The following is a 16931-nucleotide window of genomic DNA, read 5'->3' on the forward strand; positions in this document are numbered from 1 at the left end:
TTAAAACTTCGGATATAGTCGGCAGAGTTTCGTTCGGGCTTTCTCAGTGCTAAATTGCCAATTGACCAAGGTGTCGCGGTTGTTACGTTCGCGTTCCCAAGCCGCTGCTTGGGTTCTCATCTCATCGATTTCAGATATTCGTCGATTTAGACACTGGGACTTGAGAACGCTAAACTCGATCTCCGCGATGTTCAGCCAACTCCCATGTTTTGGGGTGAAATGGAGTTCCAGACGACGAGCAAGTGCCCGAGCCCTCTGGGGTTCAAATGCGACATAGAAGGAGGCAAGCGTGTGGGTGTTGAGGTTGTCCATTACCAAGCGAACCTTTTCGGCGTTTGGATATTTTTCGACCAGCAAGAATTCAATGAAGGCGGCCCAGTCCTTAGCGGTCCGGCGTTCTGTGATCGTAACGTAGCGACGTCCCCGCAGCGGCTCCACCGCTATGAAAATCTGGGCAACACCGTTTCGCACGTACTCATGGTCGATCAATTGTGGGTGTCCCGGCGCCATAGGAATGGGCGCGGCCACTTCTCCGATCAACTGTTGTGAGGATTCATCCATGCAGACCACAGGATAAAGCGGATCGTACGGCCGGTGATACAGATCGAGGACATCCTCCATGCAAGCTACAAATTCCGGATTTCGATCCGGCGGAATCTTCCAGTATTTGCTCAGGTGAGGCTTAAGTTCGTTTTTTTTAGTGTCCGTTGAATTGTCATCACGGAAACTTCTGGAGCGATCTCAAGTTCGACTACCTTCTCGGCCAACAGGCGCATTGTCCAGCGCTTGCGACCATCCGGCGCAGCCGAACAGGCCAGCGCCGTCAGGCGTGCTTCAAAGGCGCCATCGAAAGTGACTTCTCGTGGCGTGCATCGCGGCCGCGGCTCAAGCGCGGCCTCGATGCCCTCCTCAACAAAGCGCTGTTTTACATGTTCGATGGTGCGCGAAGTCACACCCAGCGCCTTGGCAACCTCCACGACCGTCCACGGTTTTTCCTTCGATGCGTAATCGCACAGAAGCAGGGCACGCGCATGAATGAACTTGCGGGCCGTTCCCTTGCCTTTTCTGGTCAGAGTCTCCAGGTGTTGGCGTTCTTCGCCAGTAAGAGTCACTCGGTATCTTTTGGCCATTCACCCAAGATCAATGACCGAGGAGAAATGTCAATTTGCGAAATTGTTTGTGTTACAAGATACTAGCGTCCAGTTAAAAGTCCTTGAATACCAGTTGGTTCGAAATATCATTCGCGGGTTTTCCGTTATTATAGTTTGCAAATAGCTGATTCATAGGGGTCTTCTGAAATACGTTGACGCTCAAGATTTGTAGAATTCGGCTGAGACTTTCATCGAGTCCATGGACCTTATTGAGACAGGCCACCATGAGGTAGACGCACGTGGCGATCCATATCTGGGTGCGCACCGCGTTGTCACTGGTTCCGTAGAATGCTTTTATTCGAAGATTCTGCTTGATCCATTTGAAGAAGAGTTCGATCCGCCAGCGGCTCTTGTAAATCGCGGCGATGGTTAACGCAGGCAACGTTAAATTGTTTGTAAGGAATGTCAGGCGCTTGTTTGTTTCGGTATCGAAATAAGAAATACGGCGAAGGCGGTCAGGGTAATCCCGTTTTCCCTTTTTCGTCCGCAAGACGATCACTTGATCGCATCTGAGACCAGTGGATTTATCAACCTGCCGAGATTCACACACGGTGAATCGGGTATTGGATTTACTGCGAATAACGAAGAATGCACCAGCCAGATGGATACGGAAAAGGCGGGCGAAATCCAGGTAGGCACGATCAAAAACATAGATGCTTCCCTCCTCAAATGCCATGCGATCGAGAAAGTTGACGTCATGAATTGATCCATCGGTAATGCTGATGAACACAGGGATCGAGCCGGCAAGATCGATCTGGGTATGCAGCTTGATCGCCGCCTTCGTTCTTCTGAACTTCGCCCACGGGAAAATAGAAAGGCACAGGTCGATAGTCGAGGCGTCAACCGCGTAAACCATCTCATCCATCTCCAAGCCGTTCGGCTCGTTGACGTAAAGGCGGCGCGCCTTACGAATGAGAATTTGGCCGAGCGCTTCATAAATTCGCCAATCCCGAAACTCGTTCGCGTAAGCAATGTTGGTTCGGGTGATGTTGCCCCGAATTCCCATGGCGTAGAGATGTTGACTGTTACGTAAACAAGCTTCGATATCACGCAATCCTTCGCGAAATGTGATCTGCGCAAATGCCATTGCCAGGAATTGGTCACGTGCGCTCATTCCCCGACTCTGGCGAGGCATCGGGTAGAGAGCAACGCAACGCTCAAACTGCTCGCGGTGCAGCGTATCCATTACTTGGGTGAAAATGAGACGGCCTTCGTTCATGAGGCCAGTCTCAATAAGCCCGCCCCGAACACCAGACCAAGCTTCAAATGCGTCACAACAAACTCACCTCTTTAGATCATGAAAATCCGTTACTTACAAATCCGAGGTGGCCCCTTAGCTGGACGCTAGTGAGAGGATCTGTATGGTTTTCCCCAGGAACTGCCGGATGATTTGATTGACCCGGTTAACCGGGCCTTGATGGATAAGGGAGTTTATATTATGGGGAGAAATCAGTATCTGGGCTCCCCGTCCGATATCCACCGGTATAATGATTTTAATTATAACCAGTCCCAGGATCGCGGGGCAATTAACGGACTGGCCTATGCCTATTCCGGCTTTCCTTACGTCTATCCAGATATTATTGGGGGCACCGGATTAGCTACCGGTCAATTCGGAAATGAACCGAAAGATATCATGAGGATGTATCTCATGCGATATGCCGAATACGCGGCTTTGCACCCAAGCATGTCGTTTGGGTATGGCCCCTGGAATTTTGACGAAGAAGTCGTCCGGGTAACCCGTGGTGCCGCGATGCTTCATGACCGGCTGCAGCCTTATACCTACAGTTACGCGATCAAGGCTTACAAAACCGGGTTCCCTTACCCGATGACCCCGCTGCCGCTGGTTTATCCGGACGATCCGGGCGTTTACGGCCTGGCTAATGCAACTCGTCGCAGTTACCAGTGGCTGATTGGAGAATCGCTCCTTGCCACTCCTTTGTATGGCGATGACTACGCTACGGCAACGGGCCGGGATGTTTATCTGCCGAAAGGCACCTGGATAGAGTATGACAGCGGTGAGGTCCATCAGGGGCCCACTACATTGGAGAATTACCCGTTGCCGGTTGGCAAAACGGCTTTATTTGTAGGAGGCAGCGGTATTGTGGTGGAAGAAGTTAACGGGCAGCTAAAAGGACGGTTGTATCCGGTTACCGACAATGCGGAGATGATTTTTTATGACAAAGATGGGGAAACTCAAAGCACGATTACTCTTGGCGATACGGATTGGGAGAATCCAACGGTGGTGGATCAAACCAACGGGAAGCCGGTAAGCGGAAGCTGGAACCGGCATGCCTATGAATTCTTATTTGTCCCAGGAAGAGATTACAGAGTTGAGTAAAATTGAGTTACAATCCGCTTGACGGGATTACACTGCCATCGGCTGGCTGCGCAAGGCGTGGAATACCTGGTGGCCCTATGCCGAGGGATGGATCGCCTATCTGTCCCGGCTGCGATGAAGAATGCTCTTTTCGTCGCCTCAATCCTCTGGATAACCGGTGCCATCGTTCTGCTGCCGGGAGTTCTGGTTCTCGTCGGCTCGCGGAAGATCGCCGCCAAAGCCGGTCTCGGTTTGGCGACTGAATAGGCCGATACAGGGTCAACGGTGTACCGGATAACGGTTTGTCCAGTGCATGGCTCTTGATTCAGTGTTTTTCATAAGAAATTGGACATGATGACTGGTGAGGCCCTTTCGGCTTATCGCCGGTGGGATGACAAATTGATGCGATACCTTGCGATAGTTTTACTGCTGACGGCCCCTGTTTGGTTAGGGGGGACGGATTTGGCGAACGATCGCTTCCAGGTGGAAGTCCTTACCGATCACCGGGTTCGGGTGACGGAGAAGGGGACCGGAGCCTCTGCGGATTTCGCGGGACCTTTCACAGTCAAATACCGCGCGAGCGATCCGGTCATGCGGACCGGCACCACGGAGGAAGCCCTGGGCGGCGGAACATTTCGGGTGCCGGAATGGAGCGGTGAAACCGATCTCTTTGCCAAAGCAACGGACCGGGTATCGAGTCGATGCCCGGCTACAAATACCATAAATAAAAGTGGCGAAAATTGATTTACATTCATTGACTTGCGATCTGCTGGTGGCGGGTGGTGGCCCGGCTGGGGTGCCGTGCGCGTTGGCCGCGGCCCGCAACGGTGCCAAGGTCATTCTCTGCCAGGATCGGTCGGTCCTGGGCGGGAACGCTTCCAGCGAAGTCCGGATGCACATTGTCGGGGCGGACAACCAAGGGGCTCGATCGGAGGAACTGGCGACCGAGGCGAGGGAAACCGGGATCATCGAAGAGATTCGGCTCGATACTTGTGTGCGCAATCCGCAAAAGTCGGCTTCGATGCTCGACCTGATTTTTTACGAGAAATGCCGGGCCGAGCCGAATCTCACGCTCTTGTTGAATACCACGGTTTGCGGCGTCGAAATGAAAGACGGACGAATTGCCGCCGTGCGGGCCGAACGGCCCAGCACCGAGGACGCCTTCGAAATCGAAGCCAAAATGTTTGTCGATTGCACGGGCGACGGGAGGATGGCTCTCGAGGCGGGCGCTTCATACCGGCACGGGCGTGAAGCTAAAGCGGAATTTGACGAAAAGCTCGCCCAAGTGGAGGCGGACGGAAAAACGCTCGGGTCGACCATTCTTTTTCAGGCTCGCAGACACGACCAGCCGATGCCGTTTATCCCCCCGCCATGGGTACGCAAGTTCACCGAAGCCGATCTAAAATTTCGTCCCCACGGGAAGCCCGGGCTCGATCAGGGACTGGAATACGGTTACTGGTGGGCCGAGTGGGGGGGACACCTTGACACGGTGAAGGACAACGAGTCCATCCGCGACGAGCTCCTCGCCATCACCCTTGGAATCTGGGACCACGTCAAAAACGGCGGCGATCATGGGGCCGATAACTGGGCGCTCGAATGGTTTGGGTTTCTTCCCGGGAAGCGGGAAAGTCGCAGGTTTATCGGCCTTCATACCTTGAATGAAGGCGATGTGTTCGAGTCGGCGGAGTTCCCCGACGCCATCGCCTATGGAGGTTGGCCAATCGATATTCACCCTCCCGAAGGCGTGGACAGGCCCGAAGAGCAGCCGTGCACGAAGCATATGATGCCGCATCTCTACGACATACCGTTGCGGGCCTGCATCTCCAAAGATGTGCCGAATCTGATGTTTGCGGGACGCAACATGTCGGCCACGCACGTCGCCTTTGCCTCGACCCGGGTCATGGCTACTTGCGCGGTGGTCGGACAGGGGGTGGGGACGGCGGCGGCTCATGCGCTGGCCAAAAACCTTCTTCCGGCTGAACTGGCCGCGGACTCCGTGGAGATGGGTGAGGTGCATCAGCGACTTCTGCGCGACGGCTGTTATCTCGTGGGACGCAAAAACGAAGAACCAGGCGACTTGGCGAGACAGGCTGAGGTCCGCGCATCAAGCGAGCAACCGGGAGGGGAGGCGTCCAATGTTTTGACCGGGCAGGCTCGAAGCGTGCACGGGAAATACGGCGCTCCTCCGGGGCGATCGGTTGCGGGCAGCAACCGTTGGATGAGTGATCCGTCACAAGGACTGCCCGCCCACCTCGAACTGAAATGGGAAGCGGCAGTGACGGTGCGGGAAGTGCAACTGGTATTCGACACCGGCCTCCACCGGCTGCTGACGCTGAGTCATTGCGCAGAGTACAGTCCGGACATGGTCTGGGGAAGGCCGCAACCGGAGACGATCGCGGATTACGAGATTCAACATCTCGGTGAGAGCGGATGGGAAACGGTCGAGACGGTAAGAGGAAACTGGCAACGCATCCAGCGTCATCGCTTTGCCAATCCTTTTGTCGCCAAGGTCCTTCGGATCGTGGTTACGGCGACGAATGGTATTGACCATGCGAGAATATGCGAAGTCCGCGTATACGCGGAATAATGGTAAACCGGAAGGAAATGATACGATGACACAACGAATGCAAACGATGAGAAAACTCTGCCGGACGGCCATTGTCGCCAGCCTGTTCACCGTGGGTGCGGCCCCCATGCTGTCGGGGGCGGACTGGGTCCATGATGTTTCCGAAACTGAAGAGGGCATCGTCGCATCCAGCGCGAACTATGAACTGGAGATCCTCAAGGAAGGCTTTCGCTATTTGTTCCGCGCCACCGATGGGAGGGTGATTGCCGATGCCCATCCCGAATCGGGAATCCGTTTCAGTGCTCCGGGCGGAAAGGAATTGTATGATGTTGCGAGCACGCAGTTGGACTCCGTCACGGAAAATCAAATTCGGATGACGGTGACAACCACGAACGGTGGTGTTGCCGAGGTCAATATTGACCTCTTCGAACACCATGCGAAGTTCAGCATCATCCCCCGTCAGGAGAACTCCGGGGAGGAGGCGCCGGGCCGGTTTATCATCGACGCCCGCACCGCCGCGCTCGATCCCGCGTACGGCTTGGGTGATTTCGGTTCGCATTCGAATGAATTCCGCGACGTCGACGCCCCGTGCAGCAACAATGTCGACGCCCGGGACAACGCACGATTGATGGGGATGGTGCGGGATGAAATGATCAACCAGGGAAGCTGCAGACGTTTTCTCTCCAATTTTGTCATTTTCCCAAGCCACGGGTTCGCCCAGGTTCTTTTCAATGACGGGAAAAAGCGAGTCGGCCTGACGGAAACCGAGAACCGTCTGGGCGTGGCGGATGAGGAAAAAGTGGATACGCTCTATTACTTCATGGGCGATATGGAGCAGATTTATTGGGATTACCGGGTGGCGCGCTACAATGAAGGTTACCCGGATGTGATGCCCCGCTATACCATGTTCAACGTCGGCTGGGAGGCATATGGCGCTCTTGGTTGGAACACCTTCCAGGCCTCGGTCATGGAGAACATTCAAACCTACCTCGACCTTGGATTTCCGTTGTATTGGGGCGTAGTCGGTTCCGGCTTTTGGCCCGGCGCCCGGAATTCCCGGACCCAGGGTACGACGGTCAGCTTCGGCATGTGGGATAGCACGCCGACCGAGAGAGACGATGGATTGCCAAATCCCCGCTACCCGGATCCACAGGCGTTGAAGGATCTGTTTGAGGAAAAGAACCTGAAACTGATCCTCGGACTCAGAAATCATTTCAAAGCACCGGACAGCCCCGGTTTCTCCGAACAAAACGATGGACGGTTTCCGTTGGAGGCGGTGGAAAGAGATCTCCTGCTGAGAGACAGGGAGGGGAACCGGGTTCGTTCCGAGATCAATCAGTTTCCCCGCGGGCCGATCTATTTCATCGATAGCTACAATGAAGCAGCGCTTGATTGGTACGTGCAGGGTGTGGCCAAGTGGAAGGCCGACGGCTTCAAGGAAGACGCGATGATTTATGACCGCCTTTACCATGACGGCATGTGGAACCGGTTCAACGAGAGACTGGCGGAGGAAGGGTATCTGATCATGGTTCGAAACGCGGCTTATTCGGTGCCGGGTGACCTGATCCGAATCAATGATTCTTATGCCGGAACAGGGGAGAATTTTCATTCGGATCCGCATCGGATGCCTCTCAATCTTCTGAATAATGCCGCCAGTGGCGCGGCGAACGGATACCCGGACATCATCGGCGGGACGCCGACCACCGATTCGTCGACCGAGACCTTCCGGAAGTATTTCGTCAGAAACGCCATGTTTGCCGCCTTGACCGCCGGCATGTCTTTTGGACGCGGACCGTGGGTCATGGAGCATCCCGAATATGAGGAGATCGCGTTGAAGGCGGCGTTGTGGCACGACAAGTATGCTCCTTATATCTACAGTGCCGCCATCGATAGTTATCATACCGGTTTTCCGTATACGATGACGCCTTTGCACATCGCTTTCCCGGATGATTCGGAAACGTATGATCTGATCGATCGGGAACGGAAGCAGTATCAGTGGATGCTCGGACCGTCCATGCTGGCGACACCCCTCTTTGGCATGGATTTCGAGACCGCGATGTCGCGGGACGTGTACCTCCCGGCGGGGACGTGGATCGACTATGAGACCGGCGAAGTTTACACCGGACCGACCACTCTGAAAGATTTCAGTCTGCCGGAGAGTAAAATCCCCGTCTTTATCGGCGGCAAAGGAGTGGTTGTATCCAAACAGGAACCACGTTCGGAAAAGATGAATGTCGAGGTGTTTCCGGTGGCGCGGGACGGTTCACAATATACCTACACCTACATTGATGGCAGGACGACTTCGACGATCACCAATCAAAACGACGGATGGAGTCCGGAGAAGATCGTGATCACCGACACCACGGCAGGTCAATCGGTCGACTTCGAACATAACGCGGTTACTGGATCGTTTACCTTCGCTTTGACTCCCGGGCATGACTACGAACTGACCGGCGGGAGTGAGTAGTATCTCGGATCAAACGCTAATGAGGATCGTGAATCATGAAGCGATCTAACTCTTTACTCTCACAACGCATCGGACGAGAAGGCAGGCTGTGCGCACTGCCGGGAATGGTGTCACTGTTGATCGCTGCGTCCACATCCGCGGCGATGGCGAACGAGCAAGCGCGGCCCGCGATCGATTTCCCCGAGGAATTGGTTCTTATTTTTGAGGATGAATTCGCGGGAGACGCGCTGGACGAGGCGGTGTGGCGTTCCCCTGATTACGGTGAGATTACCGGCATGAAGCGGGAGACGCTGCGTGGTCCCGGTAACATCGAGGTGCGAGACGGCGAGTTGCATCTTGTTACGCGCCTGGAACGCCGCGAGCATCGGGGGCGATTCTCCAAATGGACATCGGGGTATGTCTATATGATCGAGCCCTTGGAGAACAATGTGTATCTGGAGGCGCGGCTGCGTCCCGGTGACGCAGCCGGTGTCAATAATGCCTTTTGGCTGGCCGCGATGAGTGATCCGGGCGGAGCCCTCCGTGATCGCTACGAGATCGATATTGTGGAGGCGAGAAAACACGTCGAATCGGGCGAAGGAAGAGCCCATTTGGCCTGGCATGATTGGAAAACCAGAGCGTATGCGCGCAATGCTCAAGGCGCTTCCGATCATATAGCGCAAGGGCACAGCCTCCGTCATCCCTGGGGAGAATACCAGACCTGGGGACTATGGTATGGCGAGGAGGAGATGATCTGGTACTTGGATGGGCGTGAAGTCTGGCGGGGAAAGACGCATCCTCGTCTCGGTGAGCAATGGTGGACCGGGGTCGGCAAACTCGATCAATGGTTTCCGGATGAGGAAAAAAGGGCTTATGGCCGATATGGGCAGGAAGACTGGCTTTACCGGGGCGGCTACGCCGGTGACCGTCTGAATCTCATCTTCAGCACCCTTCCCTGGGAGGCCAGCTGGTCGCCCATCGTGGAAGAAGAGGTCGACGGGGATCGAATGATTATCGATTACGTGCGGATCTTTCGTCCACGCCGTCTCCTGGAGACCGAGCCGTCCCAGCAAACCCGCCCTCCTGGTCGCGAAGCCACTCTGGCCCCGGGGGCGAGCTGGAAGGTTGACCTCGACGAACCATTGGTCCTCGAACGGGAGCATCCCTGGTATTTTTCCCTGCCATTGGAGCGGGCGGGGGGCGGTGCTCTCCGGCTGAGCTTCGAGGATGCAACGGGCAAGGTGGTTTCCGTGGCTGAGGCTGGGAGCGATGGCCATTTGCAGGTCGGTTTCACCGAACCGGCGAGCACCGTTGATTCCTATCCCGCTATTTTGCGGACCTCTCCTTTTGTTGGCGAGGACCAGGAGCACCTTTTGGTGGTGCGCTACACACCCTTGCATGAAGAGTTGTCCGGCGCGGGCGCCTTCAGTTTCTCCGCGTTTCCGGTCGGCGAGGCGCCGGAACGGGAGCCTTATTTTTACCGCAACGTCGACGCTCGCGGAAATTCGTCGATTACGCAGGGGTGGGACATCAACCAGCGCGGCGAATCGACCGGTGTGATCGCGGTCGTTCGCGTCGAAAATGTGGGGGATCGGCCGGTTGGGGTTGGCCCCTTCCGGTCTGCCGCCAGTTATCTCGCCGTGAGCCAGACAAAGGAGCCATGATTCTGAGGAAAGGGCGTAGTGAGGGGCGGACTTTCCGCAAAGATTTCCAAAAACAGGATATTAGTATGAACAACTCTCATTGCCGTTCTCATTCCGTTCCATCGGGATTGGGACCTGTGGTGCCCTGACAGGCCACCTTTCTTTTAAATCCGCCCCTCCGCGTTGAATCCTGCTAACCTTCTCATGATTCTCATTATGAATAGACTCTCCTCTCTTATTCTGGCACTTTCATGCCCCGCGCTATTCCTAGCCTTTTCCGGGCAATCGGTGGCATCGCCGCCGGACGGATACGAATTGACCTTCAGTGACGACTTCACGAACGGACTCGACCCGGAGGTTTGGGTTATTGATTCGCAACGCTCCAATGTCGAAGTTGTCGACGATACACTCCAACTTGTGACCGAGCAGTTGTCTGAAGATACCTGGCGCGAAGGGAGGGTGTCGACCAGAAGGTTTCTTCAGCGGTTCGGGTATTACGAGGCCCGATACCGGATCGGAGCGGAGACCGGCTTGAACAACGCTTTCTGGTTGAACACCCCCGCCGCTTATTCAGTGGCTGCCAACATGTACGACCGGTTCGAGATCGATATCCAAGAAGCACATTATCCGAGCATGCTGCGTTTCAACGTTCATAATTGGGCGCCGGTTCACTATGGGTTGGGCAGCAGGGCCGTGGAGGTGTCAGAGGATCTCAGTGTCGACTACAACACCTACGGGCTGGAGTGGGCGCACGACAACACTCTCCGCTTTTATTTCAATGGAGAATTGATGCACACCGTGAGCGGTGCCACGGTGCGGAATGCGGGCAATACGATTCCCCTCGAACTGCTCTTCTCGACTAGAGTGATTCCGTGGGCTGGCCAGCCGGGGCCAAACCTGGACGGAAGTCGCATGATTATCGACGAGGTGAGAGTGTATGACCGTCCGGGGTTTCTCGGTTCCAACCATGGGAACTTTGGAACGGATGCGAATTGGGGAAGCGGACGGTATCCAAGAATTAATGACGCCGCTGTGTTCAATCGTCCCGTCGCCCACACCACCGTCACTGTTGCCGGGATTTCCAAAGAGGCTCGCGAGATCTATTTTGACCATCCCGACCTTCCCGGATTCACGTTTATCCCCCGCTCGGATTTTCCGGATGCCGTGCTGCGGCTGGGATCCGGCGGAGCCGCGGGTATCACCCTCAACAACACCGTTCCCACGGCGCAAGTCTTCGACCTTCCCATTGTGGCGCTTGAACGTCTGGCCCTGAGCAACTTCAGCACGAAGCCCGGCGCGCTGCTGGACCTGCGGGGGCCGATATCGGCTGAGACTCCCGGCGTCGGAGTGCTGTTCTTTAACGACGGCCCGGTGCTGGCGCAGGGGCCGCTCGAAAGCTCGATCGGCAGGGTCGATAAATACGGCGACGGCGAGGCTATTCTCGCGGCGGCCAATCAGCACGCTGGCGTGACGCGGGTGGCCCGGGGCGCGCTTGTTGTCGCGGCGGATGGAGCCCTGGGTTCGACGGGGCAGGGGACGGAGGTCGTGGCCGGAAGCACGCTTTCGCTCGCCGGCGTCGATTATTCTTTGCCCGAGCCGTTATCACTCGCGGGCGTCGGCGTTTCCGGATCGGCCGGGGTGCTCGAGGCGCGGGGCGGCGAGGCGTCAGGCTTCGCGGGGCCGGTTACGCTGGCGGCCCACGCGACGGTCGGTGCGCAAGATCCCGGAGGCTCCCTGCTGTTGTCCGGACCTGTGGGCGCCGAAAACAGTGGGATGGACCTGAGCCTGGCCGGGGCCGGTTTTACTGAAGTAAGCGGCGCCATCTCCACCGTGCGCCACCTCTTCGTGCGCGGCCCGGGAGTCGCTAAGTTATCGAACCCGGCCAATACCTTCGGTAGCGGAGCGACCGTTTACGTGGTGGCCGGTACTTTGCTTGTGGCCGCCGACTCTCCAAACGACGCGCCGGGCGCGCTCGGTGCCTCCTCCTGGCGGGTGCGGGTCGGCAGCCCTCAGTCGGAGCCGACGGACAACGCGGCCTTGCTGACGGTTGGCCCCCGGACGATCGGCCGGCCCTTGCAAATCGAGCCGGGCAATTTCCTCGGTGTCTCGAAGATCGGCGGCAGCACGCCGGATGTATCCACTTTTTCCGGCGCCATTTATTTTGGGCGCGAATTGACCGTCGAATCGGTTGAGGGAGGCGAAGTCATTCTTTCAGGAGCCTTGGTCAACCTGAACGCATCCGGCAGCATCAGGAAAACCGGAGCCGGGGCGGCCCGCCTCACCGCCAGCAATTCATACACGGGAACCACGACCGTGGAGGAGGGCTTGTTGCGGATCGACCAGGCCAGCTCGCTGCCCGGGGCCACCACGCTGATTGTCAAGCCGGACGGTGTATTCGACCTGGCGGGACAAAGCAGAGGGATTACCGGTTTTGTGCTCGATGGCGGACGCCTGATCGACTCGACCGGTTCCGGGAGCACTTTTCTCTCACTTGGAAACGGTGTGCCGTTCGATCTGAGGTCGGGCGAGGTCTCCACTCGTCTCGGCGGAATTGGGGGAGTGGTAAAAACAACGGACGGTGAGGTAATTCTCGCCGGGGGGCACACCTTTCAAGGGTCCATTACCATTGAGGATGGAACTTTGACGATCGACGGATCCACCACCGCCAGCGCCTCGGTCTCCGTGAACGGCGGCTGGCTTTCCGGGCGCGGCGTCATCGGCGCGGGTGTCTCTGTCGGCGGGGCGGGAGGTCTGGCATTTGGCCTTGATGGTCCGGCATCGGCGCATCAGCCGCTGTCGGTGAACGGAGCACTCGCCTTCGCCCCGGAAGCCCGCGTGCGACTGGCGATGGGCGAGGGAGCTCAGCCGGGTGTTTACCTGCTGGTGAATGCAGCGGGTGGTCTGACCGGGCCTCTGCCTGAGCTCGATCTTCCTTTCGGCTGGACCGGCCAATTGAAGGTGAATGGTTCCGGCATGCTTGAGGTGACGCTCGAGCAAGCGGAAATATCGGGGATCACCGCGTGGCGCGTCCTGCATTTCGGTGATGGTGAAGCGACCGGAGATGCCGCGGACGATGCCGATCCTGACGGAGACGGGTTGCCCAATATACTCGAGTATGCCCTGGGCGGAAAACCTCTTGTCGCCGATCCCTCCATTTTGCCGCGGCCGGGCAGTGAGTCTGGCAAAATGGCGTTGACGTTCAGCCGGGTAGGAGATCCAGAAATCGAATACATTGTTGAAGCGCGCAACAATCTTGGTTCTGCTGTCGAGTGGGAGACCATCTGGATCAGTTCAGGGGAGGCGAATACCGAAGGAGAAGTGACGGTGCAGGACACTGTTTTCATTGGCGAGCGCACCAGCAGGTTTCTCCGGTTGCGGGTGCGGTATCTTTACGAATCCGGAGAGCCGGGGGATTGATTTTTTCCAGCGGCGTTCGGAGCAAAATCCAGCAGGTCAACTGTCGAATTAGAACTGTCTTGGGTCGTTTCCGCTTTTCAATACTGTCTCCATTTGAACTGGGGCACCCCTCGCTCTCATCTTTCATTAGACCACAAACAACGATTGAATTATGAAATACTTACGATCCCTCCTTACCACCATGGCCTTGACGGCCGCCGTCAGCCTTCAGGCGACGATCTCGATCACCTCCGAGCATTTTTCTTATTCACAGGATTTCGATTCGCTGCCGACCGGCAGCTCCGGTTCCTCCCTCGACTGGACCAATAACAGCACGATTCCCGGATGGTACCAAGGGTATCAGGGTAGTACCAGCTTAACCACGGAATGGAGCTTTCAAGTGGTGCCGGACGGTGCCGGTCTTGTGACAGGTGGTGGGATTAGCACCAATCTCTCGGCCCGGTTCTCGAATCTCGGACATGCGAACTCCACCGACCGATCCGTCGGCCTCTTTCGCGCTAACAGTCTCACCGGTTCCGTGGGTGCCGTCTTCCTGAACAATTCCGGGATGGCACTGCCTGGATTCGCGGTCGGCTACACTGGCGAGCAATGGCGCCGGGGTGGAACCCAAGAGACATCGCTCTACTTTGAATACCAGGTCGTTGCCAGCGTGGATGGTCTCGACATTAATTCGGCCCCGGAAAACTGGACCCGGGTCGATGCGCTTCGGTTCGACAGTCCAAGAATCAACGGTGGTGGCCTGAATTTGGATGGGAAGTATCCTGCTCATCGCCAGGTGATCGCCCCGGTCGCGATCATGACCTCGATTCCGGAGGGAGAATTTCTGGTGATCCGTTGGCACCAGGACCGCAGGAATACCGATGGCGATGCCGTCACGGTATACCATGTGCTTGCGATCGATGACGTATCGTTGGCGGTGGCGATGGTCCCCCACCTGGCCGTCGATCTGGAGGCGGAGATGATCGATTACGCTTTTGGAACGGTCTATCTTGCCGATCCCGTTGCGGACAGTGAAGTTCGGAGCGTCCGTTTTTCGAATATCGCGGATGAGGATGTGGTCATCGAGACGATCTCGCTGTCGGATGACGCGGATGGAGCTTTCGCTTTGGGCGCGGGTTCGGAGACGCCGTTTACGATTCCGGCGGGAGGTAGTTTCGACGTCGAGGTTCTCCTTGGGGCGGCGGTAGCCGGAGGGGCGAATCTGGAGGGCGAGCTTCTGATCGAGTCCAGCCTCGTTTCCGATCCATCCGGCCCTCGGCCCCGGGTGGAGATGGCGTTGACCGGGCAGGTTTATACTGCGGGCGACATGCTTCCGCTGAACTCGAATCCGACTCTGGACGACGGCCTCAGCGGCTGGACGGCATCCGCGGGTGGAGTTCACGTTTCTCCCGGCTTCGACGGCTCCCTGGGGAAAGTCCGGTTGAGAGGGGAAAATGACTTGGGCGGTCCCGACAGTTTCGGGCAGACCTCGTTTCCGCAGGGAGGCAGCAGCTTCCGGGTCTCCTACCTGCTGGCCATCCCGGATTTTGAGGACGCCGTTGGGACCGCGCCGAGCGGAGAGGCGTGGGACAGGTCCTTCCAGTTCATTTTGCACTCGGCGACAAATATTCCCGTTGGGAGCGGCGCCATCTGGAGTGACGCGCAAGCTGCCACCGCGATGGTCAATCTCGCCTATCTGCCGGCGGGCGACGGATCGAGCGGAGAAGGGTTTTATCTTTATGACGGAGAGACCTGGCAACACTTGCCGGCACTCGGAACGTTGGAGAAATCGGTTGATCTCGATGGGAATGGGAACCTCGATGCCGCAGCCGGAGATACCGTCAATGTTTACCAGGTCACCTTGGCCGCTTATGACTTCGGAACTCCCGAAGCGAGTTATGACCTGTCGATTTCGGCGCCAAATTCGACGGCGGTCGCCGCCACCGCCACCGGCCTGACGGTTTCTCATTCGTCATTAATCGATGAATACACACTGGCCGCCTATACGTTCACCACGGGGGATCATTCGACTTCTTCAGGAACCGGTTCGACCAACCCCGCCTGGTCCTCCTCCTTCTGGATCGATGAAGTGACCTTTACTGCTCCGGTCGCTTTGCCTCATCCGGTATTTACGGTGACCGAACCGTTGATTCCGGTGCGGGCCTGGTCCGATCTCGGGATTCGCACGTTCACCATCGCCAACGCCGGTCTGGGTGAGGATTTGAATATCTCCTCGGCCTTCTTTGGTGACAGCCGCTTTCGTCTAGTGGTTCCGTCGGCGCCGTTCAGCATCGCGCCCGGCGAAGAGAAACGGGTGACGGTGGCATTCGATCCGAGAGGTCTTGTCGCGGAGGATGTGGTGTTGAGCGACATGGCGATTGCCAGCAACAATCCGTTGAACGCCGCAGATGTTCTCGCGGTGGAAGGCCACGTTTTGGAGACCGGAAATTACATCCTGGGATCCTTTGAAGTTCCCGGGACGGACCCGGTGGAGGGGACCGATACCTTCGCCGGGTGGCTTGAACTTGGAGCACCCGAATTGGCGATTGCGGTTCCTGGTTTGATTGACGGATCGACGACTGCCGCTTACCTGGGTGGGAGCACATCGAGTTCGGCCGGAAATCAAAATGCGGCGATTTTCGGCGGTTTGCTCAGGCCACTGAGTGATTTTGAACTCTCCCTCGCCTTCGCCATCCAGGCCGGCAGCAACCGTCAGTTTTCGATCATTCTTTCATCAAGTCCCACAGGAGTCGGGCTCAATCGATTGAATATCCGGTATGAAGGAGGAACCTGGGGCGCACATGATGGCAGCCAATTCCGAGCACTGTTTGGAACTTCGCTCACGCCCTCGGTGGATTCCAATGGGAACGGCAGCCTCGATGATCCCGGTGATACGAAAGTGGTTTACCGGTTGGTCGTCACCGGCCGGGATTGGAATGATGCGGACCTGAACGAATACGACGTGGCGGTGTATGATTCGGACGGGACGCTTCTCGGTTCGACAAGCGGTATCCAATATTTCACGCCTTCCGCGGCCACCGATGGTCAACCCTTTGCCGGTATTTCCATGTCGGCCGAATGGGGTTTCAATCCCGGATTCTGGGTGGACGACGTCGTGGTCACCGCTCCGGCCGGCGTCGAGCAAAGGTTTGGTGTTAACTCCGCGGCTTTTGATGCTCCTTCCGGGAACGTGACATTGCGGTGGAATGATACTGGCGCCACTTATTACATTCTTTCGTCCGCCGACCTGTTCTTCGATGACGCTTCCTGGATCGAGGTCACGGAGGAGAACGGAGTGGTCGACCGCACGACCGTTCCGGGTGAAGTGCGGTTTACCTTCGAGGATCCGGCAGCGACCGGTGACCGGCATTTCTGGAGAGTCTTCCAGACCGTTCAGGAGTGATTCGTCCCG

9 protein-coding genes are annotated in these 16931 nt (G+C 56.9%); 7 read left to right on the forward strand and 2 right to left on the reverse strand.

Annotated elements, in window-relative coordinates; all coding sequences use genetic code 11:
- A protein-coding gene (locus tag ACWUI2_RS14925; RefSeq protein WP_486982479.1) for an IS630 family transposase occupies positions 1–1130 on the reverse strand; the annotation gives its coding sequence in 2 pieces (ribosomal slippage) (positions 1–704 and positions 704–1130; 1131 coding nt in all).
- 73 nt (positions 1131–1203) lie between these two features.
- Entirely contained in the window at positions 1204–2370 is a 1167-nt protein-coding gene (locus ACWUI2_RS14930; RefSeq protein WP_486981265.1) for an IS4 family transposase, read from the reverse strand.
- 198 nt (positions 2371–2568) lie between these two features.
- On the opposite strand from ACWUI2_RS14930, the gene ACWUI2_RS14935 reads away from it, so the two are divergent.
- The 7 genes from ACWUI2_RS14935 (at position 2569) to ACWUI2_RS14965 (ending at position 16922) form a co-directional block, all read left to right on the forward strand.
- A complete protein-coding gene (locus ACWUI2_RS14935; RefSeq protein ID WP_486983650.1) occupies positions 2569–3489 on the forward strand; it encodes an alpha-amylase family protein in 921 nt (306 codons plus the stop codon).
- Positions 3490–3603: 114 nt separating this feature from the next.
- The gene (locus ACWUI2_RS14940) at positions 3604–3735 is read left to right on the forward strand and encodes a hypothetical protein (protein ID WP_486983651.1); all 132 of its coding nucleotides are present in this window, start codon (positions 3604–3606) and stop codon (positions 3733–3735) included.
- Between the two features lie 463 nt (positions 3736–4198).
- Positions 4199–6055 (forward strand): FAD-dependent oxidoreductase, encoded by a 1857-nt coding sequence (locus ACWUI2_RS14945; RefSeq protein WP_486983652.1) that lies wholly within the window; start codon positions 4199–4201, stop codon positions 6053–6055.
- A gap of 25 nt (positions 6056–6080) precedes the next feature.
- Positions 6081–8501, forward strand: a complete 2421-nt coding sequence (locus ACWUI2_RS14950) for a hypothetical protein (RefSeq protein ID WP_486983653.1) — start codon at positions 6081–6083, stop codon at positions 8499–8501.
- 143 nt (positions 8502–8644) lie between these two features.
- On the forward strand, positions 8645–10144 hold the full coding sequence (locus ACWUI2_RS14955; RefSeq protein WP_486983654.1) for a glycoside hydrolase family 16 protein: 1500 nt from the start codon (positions 8645–8647) through the stop codon (positions 10142–10144).
- 195 nt (positions 10145–10339) lie between these two features.
- Positions 10340–13540: a glycoside hydrolase family 16 protein gene (locus ACWUI2_RS14960; protein WP_486983655.1), complete on the forward strand. Its 3201-nt coding sequence runs from the start codon at positions 10340–10342 to the stop codon at positions 13538–13540.
- A gap of 151 nt (positions 13541–13691) precedes the next feature.
- Positions 13692–16922 (forward strand): hypothetical protein, encoded by a 3231-nt coding sequence (locus ACWUI2_RS14965; RefSeq protein WP_486983656.1) that lies wholly within the window; start codon positions 13692–13694, stop codon positions 16920–16922.
- The last annotated feature ends 9 nt before the right edge of the window (positions 16923–16931 follow it).

This window comes from Verruconatronum alginivorum (assembly GCF_056590205.1).

Bases quoted from the DNA above. Each gene is read 5' to 3' on its own strand.
- ACWUI2_RS14930 (WP_486981265.1), bottom strand. From the start codon at position 2,370: ATGAACGAAGGCCGTCTCATTTTCACCCAAGTAATGGATACGCTGCAC.
- ACWUI2_RS14935 (WP_486983650.1), top strand. From the start codon at position 2,569: ATGGATAAGGGAGTTTATATTATGGGGAGAAATCAGTATCTGGGCTCC.
- ACWUI2_RS14940 (WP_486983651.1), top strand. From the start codon at position 3,604: ATGAAGAATGCTCTTTTCGTCGCCTCAATCCTCTGGATAACCGGTGCC.
- ACWUI2_RS14950 (WP_486983653.1), top strand. From the start codon at position 6,081: ATGACACAACGAATGCAAACGATGAGAAAACTCTGCCGGACGGCCATT.
- ACWUI2_RS14955 (WP_486983654.1), top strand. From the start codon at position 8,645: ATGGCGAACGAGCAAGCGCGGCCCGCGATCGATTTCCCCGAGGAATTG.
- ACWUI2_RS14960 (WP_486983655.1), top strand. From the start codon at position 10,340: ATGAATAGACTCTCCTCTCTTATTCTGGCACTTTCATGCCCCGCGCTA.
- ACWUI2_RS14965 (WP_486983656.1), top strand. From the start codon at position 13,692: ATGAAATACTTACGATCCCTCCTTACCACCATGGCCTTGACGGCCGCC.